The organism is Kordia sp. (assembly GCF_022447245.1).
GTDB lineage: Bacteria > Bacteroidota > Bacteroidia > Flavobacteriales > Flavobacteriaceae > Kordia.
This window is the reverse complement of sequence record NZ_JAKVBC010000001.1, coordinates 47,833-64,002: the sequence shown is the minus strand read 5'-3', so window position 1 is coordinate 64,002 and position 16,170 is coordinate 47,833. Positions and strand designations below refer to the sequence as shown.

The following is a 16,170-nucleotide window of genomic DNA, read 5'->3' as shown; positions in this document are numbered from 1 at the left end:
GAGAAGATACATTTAACAACCAGCCAAATCAAAGAATAAACAAAAAGACAAATCAATAGTCAAACACCTAAAAAATGAACATCTCAGTAGAACTCACCTTAACACCTTTGCAAGATGACTTTGAAACACCTATTATCAACTTTATTAAAAAATTAAGAACATCTCAGTATACAGTGTTAGAAAATCCATTAAGCACGCAAATTTATGGTGACTATGACGAAATTATGAAATTGTTGACTTCTGAAGTGAAAACAGCATTTGAAAAGTCAGAACACATTCTACTAACTATGAAAATTGTAAAATCAGACCGAAGTAACTATGAGCCAGTTTTTTGATTTTTTATTGGAGCCGTATCAAGGTGCCTTTTGGGTAGATGTAGTTTTAGAAATTCTTGCTGCAGGTTTTGGAATTGCCAGTGTCTGGTTTGCCAAACAAGAGAAAATTTGGGTATATCCCACAGGAATTATCAGTACACTGATTTATATCTATATCTGCTATAATTTTATTTTATATGGAGATATGATTATCAACGTGTATTACTCTATTATGAGTATCTATGGTTGGTATATGTGGACACGAATTAGAGATGAGGTGCAACTTGAAATTTCTCGAACCAATTTTTCACAAAAACTCATAACACTCGGGATTTTTCTATTCACCGCAGCTTTTACCTATGTTGTGTATATCCAAGTAGAAAAAATAGATGTTCACTTAAATGTAGCAGAAACGATCGATTTATTTTTCTCTAGCTTCGGTTCCATTGAAGAAATTAAAACCATTACACCATATTTAGACATATTTACTACAGGGATTTTCTTTTCGGGAATGTGGCTCATGGCAAACAAAAAGATTGAAAACTGGATGTTTTGGATTTTTGGAAATATCATTTCTGTACCGTTATACTTTGTTAAAGGACTTGGTTTCACAGCAATTCAATTCACAATTTTCTTAATTTTAGCCATCTTTGGATACATTGCATGGAGAAAAACATTGAACAACAAGGCAGAAGTCGCTTTAAAATCGTAGTATTTGGTCCTGAATCAACAGGGAAAACAACACTTGCTAAGCAACTAGCAGCACATTACAATGCAGCTTATGTTCCTGAATATGCGCGTATGTATGCTGAAGAAAAGCAGCGAAAAGGAGAAATACTAACATCCGATGATGTAATTCCGATTGCCAAAGGACAATTGCGTTTAGAGTGTCAAGCAGAAGAAAACACAATGTTCATTTGTGATACAGATATTTTAGAAACACTTACGTATGCACGAATTTATTACCCTGAATTTAAAAGCAAAACACTGGAAAAATATGTAGAAAAAAGTACTGCTACTTTCTATTTTTTGACTTATATTGATACGCCTTGGAAAAACGATGGAATTCGCGATTTGCCTCATAAAAGAGAAGAGGCTTTTTTAGAATTTCAGCAAACCTTACAAACCTATAACCAACCGCATCTATTGTTAAAAGGTGCTATAGAACTGCGTTTTCAAACCGCCGTTGCAACAATAGACAAACTGCTAAGAAGACATTGAATTTTTCAAAAAAACATACAGCGCAAATAGAAGCAAAAGGATTGACGTTGCTTGAAGTTGAAGAGCAACTCGATAAATTTGAAAAAAAAATACCGTATGCAGATATTACTGAACATGCAAGTATACATCGAGGTATTTTAAAACTTACCGAAGAAACAGAAGAAGCGTATATTCAAGCTTACAAAGACGAGTATCAAACCTTAGAAATTATCAAGTTCACACCTGCTTCTGGAGCTGCCACACGAATGTTTAAATTCTTGTATAAATTTTTACAGAATTACAATCCCAAAAAGGATTCAATTAACTCGTACATAAACAAAGAAAAAGAACCAGAAATTCGCTTGTTTTTCATTGGATTGGAAAAGTTCCCTTTTTATAAAGATGTAATAAAACTCATGAATAAGACAGAGATAGATCGCATCAAAAAACCAGACGAATTTGACCGTGATTTTGTACACACACTATTAGCAGAAACAGGTTTAAACTACGGAAACTATCCAAAAGGCTTGTTGCCTTTTCATAAATATAAAAATAACCTTTCTACACCGTTTCGAGAACACTTATATGAAGCAGCAAGCTATGCTTGTAGAGGAGGAAAAGCAAAATTACATTTTACGATTTCTAAACAACATTATGATAAATTTAAAGCAATAGAAGCTAAAATTCTTCCAAGCATTAAAGAGAAAACGGGTTGCGATTTTGAGATTTCATACTCATATCAATTAGAAGAAACAGATACAATTGCAGTTGATCCGAAAAATAGACCAATTCTAGATGAGGAAGGAAATCTAGTATTTCGACCTGGCGGACATGGCGCTTTGATTGAGAATTTGAATGCAATGGATGCAGACTTAATCTTTATCAAAAACATAGACAATGTTGTTGTAAAAACCTATTCGGAAGAAATATCGCGTTACAAAAAAATCCTTGCAGGGAAACTTATTTCTGTTCAGCAAAAAGCATTCAAATTCATGGAAATGCTGCACAATGGAGTTTCAAGTGAAGAATTGCATACAATTTTAAAATTTCTATACAAAGAACTCAATATTCAAATCAGTGAAGAATTTGAAAAATATTCACAAAAGTATCAAATAGAATACCTCATTGATAAATTAAATAGACCTATTCGTGTCTGTGGTATGGTAAAAAATGAAGGTGAACCTGGCGGTGGACCGTTTTGGGTAAAGCACGAAAATGGTTCCATTTCTTTACAAATTGTAGAGTCTGTACAAATAGACAAAAAGAATGAGTATCACCAAAGCATTCAAAAGTTAGCTACACATTTTAATCCGGTAGATATTGTTTGTGGTGTAAAAGATTATCTAGGAAATAAATACGATCTTACAAAATTTGTAGATCGCAAATCATATTTTATCGCTTCCAAATCAAAAAGCGGTAAAAAAATAAAAGCCTTAGAGTTGCCAGGTTTATGGAATGGCGGAATGGCCTTTTGGAATACTATTTTTGTGGAGGTTCCTTTAGTGACATTCAATCCTGTAAAAACTATCAATGACTTGCTAAAACCAACACATCAAGTAAGCTAAAACAATTTTTAATTCTTGTATTATTGAATCTTTCAATCTTACAGTTCCCAGTAAAGCATGCCGAGACAATCGTTGATTGTCATGAATCAATCATTCCCAGCAGTACTTTCTCTAAGTTCTAAAATTAGAATGTACACGGAGTTCCATCTGGATTTTGACCGTTTCCAATCGTATGTCCGCAACGATGATACTCCGTAATTTCACATAAAAATGCAGAAGGACAAAATGTTGTAGCTCCTCCAATAACTTCTGACGCGTTTCCTAACTTTGAGATTTTTGAAGTCTTAAGTGACAATTTGTTGTTTAAATTTTGTTTTTTCATACTTAACAAGTTTTAATGTTACGATGGTAAAACAACTACATTTCTGCTGTTTATAAAAAGGAAGCAAGTCATGATTCGATAATTAAAGGAAGTAAGAAATAGTTCTTAAAAAAAAGAAATTGCATTGATAATGAGTCTTTTAAAACCTATATCAATGCAATTTGTAATGCATTTTAAAATAACAATGTTATTGTATTAATGTGTACACGGAGTTCCATCTGGATTTTGACCATTTCCAATCGTATGTCCACAACGTATTGCTTGTGTCTGTTTTATTGAAGTACATGTTTCCACATCAGAAATAATACAAGGATTACACGTAAGTGTTCTTCCTCCAATAATTTCACGTTTCGTAGTTAAATTGGAAATTTTTCTACTCTTTAAGTTTAGCTTCTTTTGAAAATTTTGTTTTTTCATGATTATAAAGTTTTTGGTTAATAATTAAAGTTACTGATTTTCAGTTTATTTTCACATTTAAAAAGTTAATTTTTCTTACTGACAAATAGGAGAAGTCTGAAAGGTCAACTTGCATGATATTTGTTAAAAAAAACACTGGGCAATTAAAAAAACTGGCGTATTTTTGCGCTATCTCAAAGGGGTGCAACTTGAACAATGTTTAAAACGCTGAGATTATACCCAATGAACCTGGGCAGGTAATGCTGCCAAGGGAGGACTGCGCGTCGAAAAAATATCCAGTGGACATTTTTAGCGAAAGTGCCAGCTAGCGGGAGGACTTCGTAGTCCAAAGCAAAATCATATATTTAATTTTTAACAAAGAATAATTACCCCTTTTATTCGTAACAAATTTGTATTACGAATATGAAGAATTTATTCGCTTTTTTATGCCTTTTCGTGCTTTCAGTCAGCATGCAAGCGCAAAACGTTACTTTATCAGGAACTGTTTCTGATGAAAAAGGAACACCATTATTAGGAGCAACTGTAGTCTTAAAAGGAGCTTCTATTGGAACAACTACCGATGCTGATGGGAAATATGCTTTGAGCATTTCTCAAGGAGATGTTGAAATTGTTTGCTCTTTTGTGGGAATGAGATCTGTCACGAAAAAAGTGGCGGTTACAGGAAACACTACGCTAAACTTTACCTTATCTAGTTCGCAAGAAGCACTTGATGCTGTATTAATTTCAGCGGTTCGTGTAAATGCCGATTCACCAATTACGTATTCCAACATAGAAAAAGAAGAAATTGCAGAACGTAATTTGGGGCAAGACGTACCAATTTTAATGAACTTCATGCCATCTGTAGTTACAACTTCAGATGCTGGAGCAGGTGTTGGATACACAGGAATTCGTGTGCGTGGTAGCGATGCAACACGTGTCAATGTAACGATTAACGGAATTCCGTACAACGATGCTGAAAGTCAAGGAACTTTTTGGGTAAACATGCCTGATTTGGCTTCTTCAACAGAAAGTATTCAGTTGCAACGTGGAGTAGGAACTTCTACGAACGGTTCTGGTGCTTTTGGAGCAAGTTTAAGTTTATTAACAGATGCAGTTTCAGAGGAAGCAAACGGAGAAATCTCAAATTCATTTGGTAGCTTCAACACCAGAAAACATACGGTAAAATTTAGTACTGGAAAACTAGCTAATAATTTTGAGTTGGCAGGACGTTTGTCAAAAATTAAATCTGATGGATATATCGATCGTGCATCTTCTAATTTAAGCGCGTACTTTTTACAAGGTTCGTATGTAACAGAAACTACTTTGATTAAAGCGTTGGCATTTGGAGGACACGAAATTACATACCAAGCATGGAATGGAATTGACCGACAAACATTAGAAACCAATCGTACCTTCAATCCTTCAGGACAATTTACAGATGAAAACGGAAATGTACGTTTCCATGATAATGAAGTAGATAATTATCGTCAAGATCACTACCAATTTCACTGGAATGAGAAGATTTCTGATAGCTGGACAACAAATCTTGGTTTAAACTATACACAAGGAAGAGGTTTCTTTGAGCAATACAAAGAAGATGAACCTTTTGATGAATACGGTTTTGAAGAAATAGTAATTGATGGAACTACGATCAACGAAACAGACTTAATTCGCAGACGTTGGTTAGACAATGATTTCTATGTAATCAATGCGAATGCAAACTATAGAAAAAATAACTTGGATATGGACTTCGGAGCCTTTTTAGGAATCTACGAAGGAGATCATTTCGGAGAAGTAATCTGGGCACGTTTTGCAAGTGACAGCGAAATTAGAGATCGTTATTATGATGGAACAGGAAAGAAAAATGAATTAAGCTTCTTTACCAAAGCAACAATTCGTTTGAACGAAAAAGTAAGTCTTTTTGGAGATCTACAGTTACGTACGGTAAGTTATAAAACGAATGGAATCAACTCTGATTTAGATCCTTTTAATATTAATGAAGATTTTACATTCTTTAATCCAAAAGCAGGTATTAACTATCGAGTAAACGATAATAATAGTTTGTATTTCTCGTATGCAAGAGCAAACAGAGAGCCAAATAGAAGCGACTTTGAAAATAACAACAATGTAAAGTCTGAGCAATTAGATGACTTTGAATTAGGTTGGCGTTGGAATGGAGAAAACTTCACTGTAAATACAAATGCATATTATATGTTATACAACGATCAATTGGTATTAACTGGTGCATTGGATGATACAGGAACGCCATTGCGTACAAACAGTGGAAAAAGCTACCGTTTAGGATTGGAAATTGACGCAACTGTAAAGTTAAGTGACCAATTTATAGTACGTCCGAATGTGGCAATCAGTACTAATAAAAATGTAGATTTCATTACATCAAAAGATGGAAGTTTAGTGGATTTAGGAAATACAAATATTTCTTTTTCTCCTAACTTCATCGCAGGAAATATTATGTCGTATGCACCATCTCGTAGTTTCCAAGTATCATTATTGTCTAAGTATGTAGGCGAGCAATACATGGGGAATATTGACTCAGATGTGTCAAAATTAGATAGCTACTTTATCAATGATTTGAATTTGAATTACGAAATCAAAGTGAATTCTATCTTTGAATCTATAGCGTTTACAGGATTAATCAACAATGTTTTTGGTGTAGAATATGTATCTAACGGATACTTCTTTACATTCGATGATACATGGACAAATCCTGGTACAACAACAACCATCGAAGGCGCAGGATTCTATCCACAAGCCACTAGAAACTTTTTAGTTGGAATGACATTGAAGTTCTAGGAAATACCAACCATTACCATATTGAAAAAGCGACTCTTTTGAGTCGCTTTTTTATTTTGTATATATTATAAATGGATATAACTAGTTATTCGAGATTGTCACTATATCACCGGATTTTGTTGCACGATAATTCACCATTGGGTAACTTTCCGTGCCTTCCTCAGGATTTAATAACTGACCAGTTGCCAAACTATATTGAGAATCATCACAAGGGCATATTGCTAAAACTCCTTCAATATACATTGTAGTACAGCTGCTAGGAACTTGGTTAGGGCAACTTGCTTCCCAAGCTAAGAACTGATCGCCAGATAAATTAAACACAAAAAATCCACGGACACCACCACCGTTTGAGATATAAACAGATCCGCCTGCAAAGCGTAAATCATCAAATTGAGGTAAATTCAAATTTATCTGAAACTGCACTAATGCATTAGGAATAAAAGGGTTGTTATTTACGCCACCATCATCCTGACTACACGACATCAAACATACTACGGCACAACAAATCATCAAAAATCGTTTCATTTATAAAGAATTTTAAAAGTTCTACAAATTTACATAAATCATTTTTTTAAAAACGAACATAGGCAAACACTTTAAATATTTTCTTATATTTGTATAACAAATCCCGTTCTAATGGGATTTTTTTGCGTTATATAATACACTTTGTCTGTGTGTATTAAGCAACTAAAAATCTATGAACATATAGAAAACGAAGAAATTATGAGTAAAGTATCTTATTATACAGCTGAAGGACTAAAAAAATTAAGAGACGAGTTAGAGCACTTAAAAAGTGTTGAAAGACCAAAAGCGTCTCAGGCAATTGCAGAAGCGAGAGATAAAGGAGATTTGAGTGAAAATGCAGAATATGATGCGGCAAAAGAAGCACAAGGATTGTTAGAGATGAAAATCTCAAAAATGGAAACCGTTTTATCAACAGCTAGAGTCATTGATGAGAGTCAATTAGATACCTCAAAAGTGTTAGTGCTTTCCACTGTAAAAATCAAAAATACCGTAAATGGTATGGAAATGACCTATACGTTAGTAGCAGAAAGTGAAGCAGATTTAGCTTCAGGAAAAATTTCAGTAACATCTCCTATCGGGAAAGGTTTACTTGGGAAATCTGTTGGAGAAATTGCAGATGTACAAGTGCCTAACGGAACAATGAAATTTGAAGTGTTAGAAATTACACGTGGCTAACATTCCAAAAAAATAATATATTATAAAATCCTTTCTTACTTGTTAAAAAAGGATTTTTCTATATAAATACGCAAGAACTTTTTTATCTTACCAACCATACAAATTTCTACACATGGCATCAATTTTTACCAAAATAATAAACGGAGAAATTCCATCTTACAAAATTGCAGAAGATGAAAATTTCTATGCATTTTTAGATATTAACCCGAATGCAGTTGGTCATACATTATGCATTCCGAAAGTAGAAATTGATAAAATTTTTGATCTTCCAGAAGAAACATACATGGGATTAATGCAATTCTCAAGAAAAGTGGGAATGGCGATTGAAAAAGCAATTCCTTGTTTGCGTGTTGGAATTACTGTGATTGGTTTGGAAGTGCCTCATACACATGTACATCTAATTCCATTACACGGAATGGATAGTATGAATTTCAAAAATAGTCAAAAACTATCTCCAGAAGATTTTGAAGCAGTTGCAGCTAAAATTCGTGCGGAACTCTAAAAAGGGGTACATTGAACGGAATCGGAATGAAGCGCATCTAAAATAATCTAAAAGCAAAGCAAGTCTAAAAGTCTAACCAACTGTTTTTAAAGAAATCTGCATTGTAGTTCCTTTGCCAAGTTCTGATTTTAAGACTTTAATTTTTCCTTTGTGGTAATTCTCAACTATACGTTTTGCTAGGGACAAACCTAATCCCCAACCACGTTTTTTACTAGTAAATCCTGGTTGAAAAACCTTTTTGAAGTTTCGTTTTGGAATTCCTTTTCCATTGTCGGTGATCAAAACCTTTACATACGTATCTGCTTGCATAATTTCTAGTTTCAAATCGCCTTTTCCTTTCATAGCGTCAATGGCGTTCTTTACCATATTTTCAATGGTCCAACTAAACAATTGCGCATTAATTTCGCTAAAAATAGGTGTTTCTGGAGCTTCAAACGTAAAGTTGACCAATTTAGAAGTTCGCGAAAGTAAATAGTCATAGGAATCTTTCGTTTCTTTTACAATATCAAGTCGTTCTAAGGTTGGAATAGAACCAATTTTGGAAAAACGTTCTGTAATGGTTTGCAAACGGTCAATATCTTTTTCAATTTCTTGAATATAATCCGGATCTACATTTTCGGTCTTTAAAATTTCAGTCCAACCGACCAAAGACGAAAGCGGCGTACCAATTTGATGCGCGGTTTCCTTTGCCATTCCTGCCCACAATTTATTCTGTTCGGAAGCTTTGGAAGCGCTAAAAAAGAAGTACGCAACACCAGCAAACAGGACAATAATCAATAATAAGGCAAGTGGATAATATTTGAGTTTGTTTAAGGTTTCGGAGTTTCCGTAATATAAAGTTCCTTGTTTTACATCTTTTTTTAATTCCTCGTCAAAGTAAGTGATGTCAATTGGTTGATTCTCTTTGGAGAATTGAACAATTTTCTCTTGAATATAGATGGAATCATTAATCTTTTCTTCATCGATATTGAGTGTTTCTATACCTCCTTTGTAATTTTTGATAATTCTTGGGTTTGAATTTTCAGAGGCAATAATGTCTCCTGCCAAAAGTAAATCTTCTCCAGCATTAATTGATTTTAGTGCTCTTACCCAAATTTGCATTTTAGTGCGTTCATCTTTCTTAAACTCTTGAAAGAAAATATAGGTATTCCATAAAATCCCTGACACAATTGCAAAAGAAGCTAGGATTAATATCCAACGAATTAAAACAGGTCTGTTTTTTAAAATCATACAAATACTTTGAAACCACTAATATAAACGAAAAGCAGCAGTTTTATTGTGATTGTATTGAACTTTTGAAGATCAATAAAATAGAAAAGTGCTGCAAAGGAAATTTACATGTTAAAAACACTGCTTTTGCGTTGATAACTATTATTGCTTGCTCCGCTTTTTTACATTAATTTTGTCGCACTAAAAACATCAAAAATGTTATCAATAGATCCAAAAGAAATTCCAACAGCAAAATTGCACGGATATTTATTAGGTGCAGTAGCGCCAAGACCGATTGCATTTGCAAGTACAGTAGATGCTGAAGGAAATCCAAACTTATCTCCGTATAGCTTTTTTAATGTGTTTAGTGCCAATCCGCCAATTATGATTTTTTCGCCTGCGCGTAGAGTTCGTAATAACACTACAAAACATACACTTGAAAATGCAATTGCTACAAAAGAAGTAGTAATTAATGTAGTGAACCATGCTATTGTGCAACAAATGTCCTTAAGTAGTACAGAATATGCTGAAGGTGTGAACGAGTTTGAAAAAGCTGGATTGACAATGCTGCCTTCTGAAAAAGTAAAACCATTTCGCGTAGCAGAATCGCCTGCACAGTTTGAATGCAAAGTGCGAGAAGTGGTTTCTTTAGGAGATGAAGGTGGCGCAGGAAATTTAATCATTTGTGAAGTCGTAAAACTGCATATCAGTGAAGACGTGTTGAACGATCGCGGAACCATTGATCATTACAAAATTGATTTGGTAGCCAGAGCAGGAGGAAGCTTCTATAGCAGAGCACGAGACGGATTCTTTGAAATTCCAAAACCAATTGCCACTTTAGGAATTGGTGTGGATCAAATTCCTACAGAAATTCGAACTAGTAAAGTCTTGACTGGAAATGATCTTGGAATCTTAGGAAATGTAGAAAAACTACCAACTGAAGCAGAAATACAAGCATTTAAACAAACAACTGAAATTGATATTTCAGACAGTATAGAAACAAATCACAAAGCAGCGCAAACATTTTTGGTAAAAGGAGATGTAGCAACTGCTTGGAAAATCTTATTAGCAAAATAAATAACATGGAAGTACAGGGAAAAGTAAAAATGATCGGGCAAACGCAGACGTTTGGAAACAACGGATTCAGAAAGCGTGAAATTGTCGTAACAACAGAAGAGCAATATCCACAACACATTATGGTGGAATTTGTACAAGATAAAGTAGATTTATTAAACAATTTCCAAGTAGGACAACCTGTAAAAATCAGTATCAATTTACGTGGTAGAGAATGGGTAAATCCACAAGGAGAAACAAAATATTTCAACTCTATTCAAGGATGGAGAATTGAAAGTTTACAACAACAGCAACCACCTGCAGGAATGCCGCCAGTGCCACCAGCAGACGCGTTTGAACCAGTAAACGATTTCAAAGAAGAAGATCACGACGATTTGCCTTTCTAAGAAAATTGTAAAACAAATAAAAAACCTCTTGATTGCTTACTCATCAAGAGGTTTTTTTGACTTTGAAAAATAGGTTATTGTATATATTCAATTCAAAATATTTTAGTTGCTCCTTCAATTTCTATGATAAAAGTAAGCAATCTAAGAGATTTCTGTCTACATAGAAACAAGTCTAAAAAAATCGTAAATTCACGCAAAAATCAACCATGCGCATTACCAAAACCATAGAAACTATTTTTCAGCGATATTTACCTTCGCCGTTTACCATTGCGGTTCTATTAACGCTGCTTACGATTGTGCTGGCAACGTTTTTTACCAGACCAGAAAGTATCAGTACTATTGATCATTTAGTTGAAGTGCTGTCATTTTGGGAAGATGGCATCTGGAATTCTGGCTTGCTAGTTTTTGCCTATCAAATGATGCTGATTTTGGTACTCGGACACGTGTTAGTACTCAGTAAACCGATGAATTCGCTGATTGTGACTCTAACAAAGTCTGTCACAAATACGACAAATGCGGTTGTATTGGTTAGTGTAACCACAATGTTAGTGGCGTTTTTCAATTGGGGATTAGGTTTGATATTCGGCGCCATTCTAGCTCGGAAAGTTGGCGAACATGCGCAAGAAAATAATATTCCTATCAATTATCCATTGGTAGGTGCAGCAGGATATGTTGGACTCATGATCTGGCATGGTGGAATCAGTGGTTCGGCACCATCAAAAGTAGCAGAACAAGGACATCTACTCGAAATGATGAATGGCGTATTGACTGTTGATCAATTTGGACAAGTGCCAGAAGTTATTACCTCAAGTAGTACCATCTTTAGTTGGTGGAATTTACTCTTATTTGGAATATTACTTGTATTGATTCCTTTGACATTAACAATGCTTTCTAAAAAAGTAGCTCCGACAAAATTAAATCTGCCAAAATATCAATTCAACAAAAAAGAGAAAGAAGACATAGAAGGAGCAGACAAACTAGATCATTCTTCTGTGTTTGCCATCGCGTTCGGTGTGCTACTATTAATCGTATTCTTTATTCAATATGCTAAAAACTTAAGCTCACTTTCAAGTATAAAAATTTCACCCAACATGTTGAACTTTTTTATGTTAGGTTTGGCAATTGTATTGCATGGAAATTTTAAAAGTTTCCTCAATGCAGTAGAAGAAGCAATTAAAGGAACTTCGGGTATATTGATTCAATTTCCTTTATATTTTGGAATCATGGGCATTATGAAAAGTTCAGGAATGATTGGAATGATTTCGGATAGTTTTGTAGCTATTGCCAACGAAACTACCTTGCCAATTTATACATTCTTTAGCGCAGGATTGGTCAATATTTTTGTACCAAGTGGCGGCGGGCAATGGGCTGTACAAGGTCCAATCGTAGTGCAATCGGCAATAGAATTAGGTGTGCCGTTGCAAAAAGCAGTCATGGCATTATCGTATGGTGATCAAATAACAAACATGTTACAACCGTTTTGGGCATTACCATTATTGGGCATTACACGATTAAAAGCAAAAGAAATATTACCATACACCATTATTTTAATGTTGGTTGGTATTCTAGTATATGTTTTAGGCTTGCTATTGCTATAAAAAAAGTCCCGAAAACGGGACTTAATATTGTGGTTTTAGGCTTTAGTCTTCATACACTAATTCAAAAAGCAATGATGAAAATAAATGTTTAGACGTATTTAGACTAATTACAAATTTGACGAAAAAATACTTAAAATCAAAGAATTACCCTTTCTTTTCTTGCATGAACTCTCAGAAAACAACAATTACATGTATCTTTTAACAGACGAAATCGTATTTCCTCCAGTCTCAGAAACGTCGCCAGAAGGTATCTTAGCCATAGGTGGCGATTTAAAGCCTGAGCGTTTATTATTAGCATATCAAAACGGAATTTTCCCTTGGTATAGCGAAGAAGATCCTATCGTTTGGTGGTCGCCAGATCCGCGAATGGTATTGTTTCCAGAAGATTTAAAAATCTCTAAAAGTATGAAGCAGTTGCTACGTCGTGAAACATTTTCTGTAACCTATAATACAGCTTTTGAACATGTAATTCGCGCTTGTGCCTTGATTGAGCGTCCTGGACAAGACGACACGTGGATTACCAATGAAATGGAAGAAGCCTATATTGAATTGTACAAAATGGGATATGTCACTTCCGTAGAAGTGTGGCGGGACAATATGCTTGTTGGCGGCATATACGGTGTGAATCTCGGACATGTTTTTTGTGGCGAAAGTATGTTTGCTTTTGAAAGCAATGCCAGCAAATTTGGCTTCATTCATTTGGTACAACAACTAAAAGCAAATGGTTGTCAAATCATCGATTGTCAGATGCATACCAACCATTTGGCAAGTTTAGGCGCGTATGAAGTTGCTAGAGAAGTGTTTTTGTCGTACTTGTGATTTTAGAAAAGAAATTTCTTAAAACATAAAATACATTCTGGTCTCTACAATTTCAATATCACAGATGTAAGAATAAATAGAATTTCTTTAGTGTCTTGATTGTAGTTTTCAAAACGATATTCCAAACCAGTTTGAAACTTTAACGACTTCGTCCATAACCAACCAATCTGAGTAGTAAATCGTTGATCTAGTTGCGGTGTACTCGCTTTTACAACACTTAATAGCGACTCGGTATTGGCGACAAAATACGGTTCTCCAACATCTAGCTTTTCTCCAGATAATGGTAAGTCAATGGTAAATCGGTAACGGAAACCATGTACAGTATTGTTTGTAGTAATGCGTTGTTCGGTGCGGAAGCGATGTCCAAAACGAACTATATTCGGACGATGTGCATAATTGTATTGTTGTGTGAATCGCAACTCGTTGCTTTTGTCTTCAAAATTTTCTCGGAAACGATACATTACGCCAGCACTTACACTGTGATTAGAGTTAAAACTTAACGTAGAAAAATGTACAAATTGAAGCTGTCGAGTAGTAAATTCAAATTCGCTATCACGATACACATAGTTTCTTGAAACAGTAGCAAAATTTACCTTATAACTATCATTTACTTTATGATTTACAGCAAATAATGGTTCAAAAAATGTCGTAAAATCGTTTTGTGAAAAAGCTGCAAATGAACATATCAGACAGACAAAAAGGATGTTTTTTTAATACAAGATATGATCATATGAGCTTTGAATAATGGTTCTTTCCATTTTAAAATCGCCATCCTTAGTAAAGGTAATTTCAATAAAATAGCGTTTCTTCTTTGTTTTTACTTCTACTATGATTTCATACAAATATGGGCTTTTTCGATCGTTTGAAAATGCGTTTTTTATGACTGTCTCTGCATCAATAGTATTGCTGTTATTGTATTGACGTTGTATTTTTATGAAACGGAAAGCGCTGTAGTTATTGTATAAATGTTTCTTTATCTTTTCAAGTGTTTTTGGTGGAATATGTTTCTGCTTTACAGTAACTTCCACATCTTCCAAAATACCTTTTTGACTAAACTCAACACTGTATTTTCGCCCCTTATACTTAAGTTTTGTTTCGTAGCTAATTTTGGAGCTGTCTTGTTCTTTATAGTACTTTGCTTTTTTGATTTTTTTAGGTAAGGTTTCTTCTAAAAGATGTAATGCATTTTGAGGAAATACCTTTTTTTCAATGCGCTCTTCTTTTTCATGTTTGTATGTTTTTTGTGCAGAGCAACACAAGGAAAAACCTAAAAATAGTAGTAAACAAAAATACCTCATGATAGTCCGTTTTTTATTTCTTCATATCTAAAACAACTCACAATATGATCATTTACAATTCCAACTGCTTGCATATATGCATACATAACGGTTGAACCGACAAATTTAAAACTTCGCTTTTTTAAGTCTTTAGATATTTTATCTGAGATTTCACTTGTTGCAGGAACATCTTCTTCTCGAACAAAAGCATTTTGAATCGGCTTTCCATCTGTAAATTGCCAAATATATTTAGAAAAACTGCCAAACTCTTCTTGCGCTTTTAGAAACATTTGCGCATTGCTAATAGCTGCTTTTACTTTTAGTTTATTTCTAATGATTCCGGCGTCTTGTAGTAAGCTTTCATATTTATCTTCTCCGTAGTTCGCAATTTTTTTATAATCAAAACCATCAAAAGCTTTTCGGAAATTTTCACGCTTCCGAAGAATGGTAATCCAGCTCAAACCTGCTTGAAACGTTTCCAAAATTAAAAACTCAAATAATTTGTCATCGTCATATACAGGAACGCCCCATTCTTCATCATGATAGGCAACATATAAAGGATCATCGCCACACCATGCACATCTTCTTTTTTCAGTAAAATTCATTGAGTACTAGTTTTTAATCATTTCATGACAAACATCAGCTGCTTCCACTGAATCGTTTCGTAAATTTACAACGCTAAAAATAAACTGCAAAAGCCCAACGAAAAATAAGAACGTAAGTTTTATAAAAAACCACGACTGAATTCGTGTAAAAAGTATGTATGGTATGATCACAACAGACACACAAATAAAGAATATAATTGAAGAGAGCTTGTTAAAAGCAACTTCATACCAAGAATATAGAACTTTAGTGCAAAACTTAGTCGCTGAAGGAAAATCTACAGGAGAAACACAAACGGATGCTTTGTCTAATTACTCAATGTTGAATGATAAGCGTATGAAGCGTTTGGACAAAACTACAAAGTTAACGGAAGAAACTATTAACGAAGTTACAGCATATAATGGTAATGTAACTTGGTTGGTATTAACCGAAAGTTGGTGTGGTGATGCCGCGCAAACAATGCCAATAATTAATAAGTTAGCAGAATTGAATGATAATATTACAATGAAAGTAGTATTGCGTGATGAAAATGAAGCGTTGATGAATGAGTTTTTGACAAATGGTGGAAAGTCAATTCCAAAGCTAATTGCTATTGATAATACTTCAGGAAATGTAATAGGTGATTGGGGACCAAGACCTTCAATAGCAACACAAATGGTACATGATTACAAAGCTAAACACGGAAAGTTAACTCCAGAGTTTAAGCAAGATTTACAAGTTTGGTACAATAAAGACAAAGGACAAAACACAGTTGCAGATTTACTGAAATTGATATAGCCTATATTGAATTAGTAAAATTATAATACAAGATTAAGGATTGAAGCAGTATGTTTCAGTCCTTTTTTATGAAGCAAATTGTATTGAAAATGTAGTGCATGTGTGAAGTCGAGG

Annotated in this window: 19 protein-coding genes; 12 read left to right on the top strand and 7 right to left on the bottom strand. The window is 34.2% G+C overall.

The genetic code is table 11. The annotated features are described in order from the left end of the window. The first annotated feature begins 74 nt into the window (after window positions 1-74). The 4 genes from MK119_RS00325 to MK119_RS00310 are packed head-to-tail and all read left to right on the top strand — an operon-like array spanning window position 75 to window position 3,079. Complete coding sequence (locus tag MK119_RS00325) at window positions 75-335, top strand: YkoF family thiamine/hydroxymethylpyrimidine-binding protein (RefSeq protein ID WP_290669328.1); 261 nt, start codon at window positions 75-77, stop codon at window positions 333-335. Next, the gene (pnuC, locus tag MK119_RS00320; RefSeq protein WP_290669325.1) at window positions 319-1,026 is read left to right on the top strand and encodes a nicotinamide riboside transporter PnuC; all 708 of its coding nucleotides are present in this window, start codon (window positions 319-321) and stop codon (window positions 1,024-1,026) included. Before MK119_RS00325 ends, pnuC begins: the two co-directional genes overlap by 17 nt. Then, complete coding sequence (locus tag MK119_RS00315; RefSeq protein ID WP_290669322.1) at window positions 978-1,535, top strand: ATP-binding protein; 558 nt, start codon at window positions 978-980, stop codon at window positions 1,533-1,535. The genes pnuC and MK119_RS00315 overlap by 49 nt, the downstream gene beginning before the upstream one ends. Continuing rightward, window positions 1,532-3,079, top strand: a complete 1,548-nt coding sequence (locus tag MK119_RS00310; RefSeq protein WP_290669319.1) for a DUF4301 family protein — start codon at window positions 1,532-1,534, stop codon at window positions 3,077-3,079. The genes MK119_RS00315 and MK119_RS00310 overlap by 4 nt, the downstream gene beginning before the upstream one ends. Before the next feature lie 124 nt (window positions 3,080-3,203). Here MK119_RS00310 and MK119_RS00305 read toward each other — a convergent pair whose 3' ends face one another. Together MK119_RS00305 and MK119_RS00300 are read right to left on the bottom strand one after the other, a co-directional pair. Further along, window positions 3,204-3,401, bottom strand: coding sequence for a hypothetical protein (locus MK119_RS00305; RefSeq protein ID WP_290669316.1), 198 nt, complete (start codon window positions 3,399-3,401; stop codon window positions 3,204-3,206). A gap of 195 nt (window positions 3,402-3,596) precedes the next feature. Next, window positions 3,597-3,818 carry a hypothetical protein gene (locus MK119_RS00300; RefSeq protein WP_290669313.1) on the bottom strand — a complete coding sequence of 74 codons (222 nt, stop codon included), beginning with the start codon at window positions 3,816-3,818 and terminating at the stop codon, window positions 3,597-3,599. 402 nt (window positions 3,819-4,220) lie between these two features. On the opposite strand from MK119_RS00300, the gene MK119_RS00295 reads away from it, so the two are divergent. Then, window positions 4,221-6,611: a TonB-dependent receptor gene (locus tag MK119_RS00295; RefSeq protein WP_290669310.1), complete on the top strand. Its 2,391-nt coding sequence runs from the start codon at window positions 4,221-4,223 to the stop codon at window positions 6,609-6,611. An 81-nt stretch (window positions 6,612-6,692) separates the two neighbouring features. Here MK119_RS00295 and MK119_RS00290 read toward each other — a convergent pair whose 3' ends face one another. Beyond that, window positions 6,693-7,121, bottom strand: coding sequence for a hypothetical protein (locus MK119_RS00290; protein WP_290669307.1), 429 nt, complete (start codon window positions 7,119-7,121; stop codon window positions 6,693-6,695). A gap of 213 nt (window positions 7,122-7,334) precedes the next feature. On the opposite strand from MK119_RS00290, the gene greA reads away from it, so the two are divergent. Together greA and MK119_RS00280 are read left to right on the top strand one after the other, a co-directional pair. Beyond that, window positions 7,335-7,811, top strand: coding sequence for a transcription elongation factor GreA (gene greA / locus MK119_RS00285; protein ID WP_290669304.1), 477 nt, complete (start codon window positions 7,335-7,337; stop codon window positions 7,809-7,811). Window positions 7,812-7,923: 112 nt separating this feature from the next. Then, window positions 7,924-8,313 (top strand): HIT family protein, encoded by a 390-nt coding sequence (locus MK119_RS00280; protein WP_290669301.1) that lies wholly within the window; start codon window positions 7,924-7,926, stop codon window positions 8,311-8,313. 72 nt (window positions 8,314-8,385) lie between these two features. On the opposite strand, the gene MK119_RS00275 is transcribed toward MK119_RS00280, so the two are convergent. Further along, window positions 8,386-9,543: a HAMP domain-containing sensor histidine kinase gene (locus tag MK119_RS00275; protein ID WP_290669298.1), complete on the bottom strand. Its 1,158-nt coding sequence runs from the start codon at window positions 9,541-9,543 to the stop codon at window positions 8,386-8,388. Window positions 9,544-9,738: 195 nt separating this feature from the next. Here MK119_RS00275 and MK119_RS00270 point away from each other — a divergent pair, with 195 nt between their 5' ends. The 4 genes from MK119_RS00270 to aat all read left to right on the top strand — a co-directional run bounded on the left by MK119_RS00270 (window position 9,739) and on the right by aat (window position 13,399). Further along, window positions 9,739-10,599: a flavin reductase family protein gene (locus MK119_RS00270; protein WP_290669295.1), complete on the top strand. Its 861-nt coding sequence runs from the start codon at window positions 9,739-9,741 to the stop codon at window positions 10,597-10,599. Between the two features lie 5 nt (window positions 10,600-10,604). Then, window positions 10,605-10,982, top strand: coding sequence for a DUF3127 domain-containing protein (locus MK119_RS00265; RefSeq protein WP_290669292.1), 378 nt, complete (start codon window positions 10,605-10,607; stop codon window positions 10,980-10,982). 206 nt (window positions 10,983-11,188) lie between these two features. Further along, window positions 11,189-12,580 carry a TIGR00366 family protein gene (locus MK119_RS00260; RefSeq protein ID WP_290669289.1) on the top strand — a complete coding sequence of 464 codons (1,392 nt, stop codon included), beginning with the start codon at window positions 11,189-11,191 and terminating at the stop codon, window positions 12,578-12,580. A gap of 189 nt (window positions 12,581-12,769) precedes the next feature. Beyond that, entirely contained in the window at window positions 12,770-13,399 is a 630-nt protein-coding gene (gene aat, locus MK119_RS00255) for a leucyl/phenylalanyl-tRNA--protein transferase (RefSeq protein WP_290669286.1), read from the top strand. A gap of 44 nt (window positions 13,400-13,443) precedes the next feature. Here aat and MK119_RS00250 read toward each other — a convergent pair whose 3' ends face one another. Genes MK119_RS00250 through MK119_RS00240 form a run of 3 tightly spaced genes read right to left on the bottom strand, consistent with a single transcriptional unit; the run spans window position 13,444 to window position 15,281 of the window. Then, window positions 13,444-14,085 (bottom strand): DUF2490 domain-containing protein, encoded by a 642-nt coding sequence (locus tag MK119_RS00250; RefSeq protein WP_290669907.1) that lies wholly within the window; start codon window positions 14,083-14,085, stop codon window positions 13,444-13,446. A gap of 24 nt (window positions 14,086-14,109) precedes the next feature. Beyond that, window positions 14,110-14,697, bottom strand: coding sequence for a hypothetical protein (locus MK119_RS00245; RefSeq protein ID WP_290669283.1), 588 nt, complete (start codon window positions 14,695-14,697; stop codon window positions 14,110-14,112). Continuing rightward, entirely contained in the window at window positions 14,694-15,281 is a 588-nt protein-coding gene (locus MK119_RS00240) for a DNA-3-methyladenine glycosylase I (protein WP_290669280.1), read from the bottom strand. The genes MK119_RS00245 and MK119_RS00240 overlap by 4 nt, the downstream gene beginning before the upstream one ends. A gap of 163 nt (window positions 15,282-15,444) precedes the next feature. On the opposite strand from MK119_RS00240, the gene MK119_RS00235 reads away from it, so the two are divergent. After that, a complete protein-coding gene (locus MK119_RS00235) occupies window positions 15,445-16,056 on the top strand; it encodes a thioredoxin family protein (RefSeq protein WP_290669277.1) in 612 nt (203 codons plus the stop codon). Window positions 16,057-16,170 lie beyond the last annotated feature (114 nt).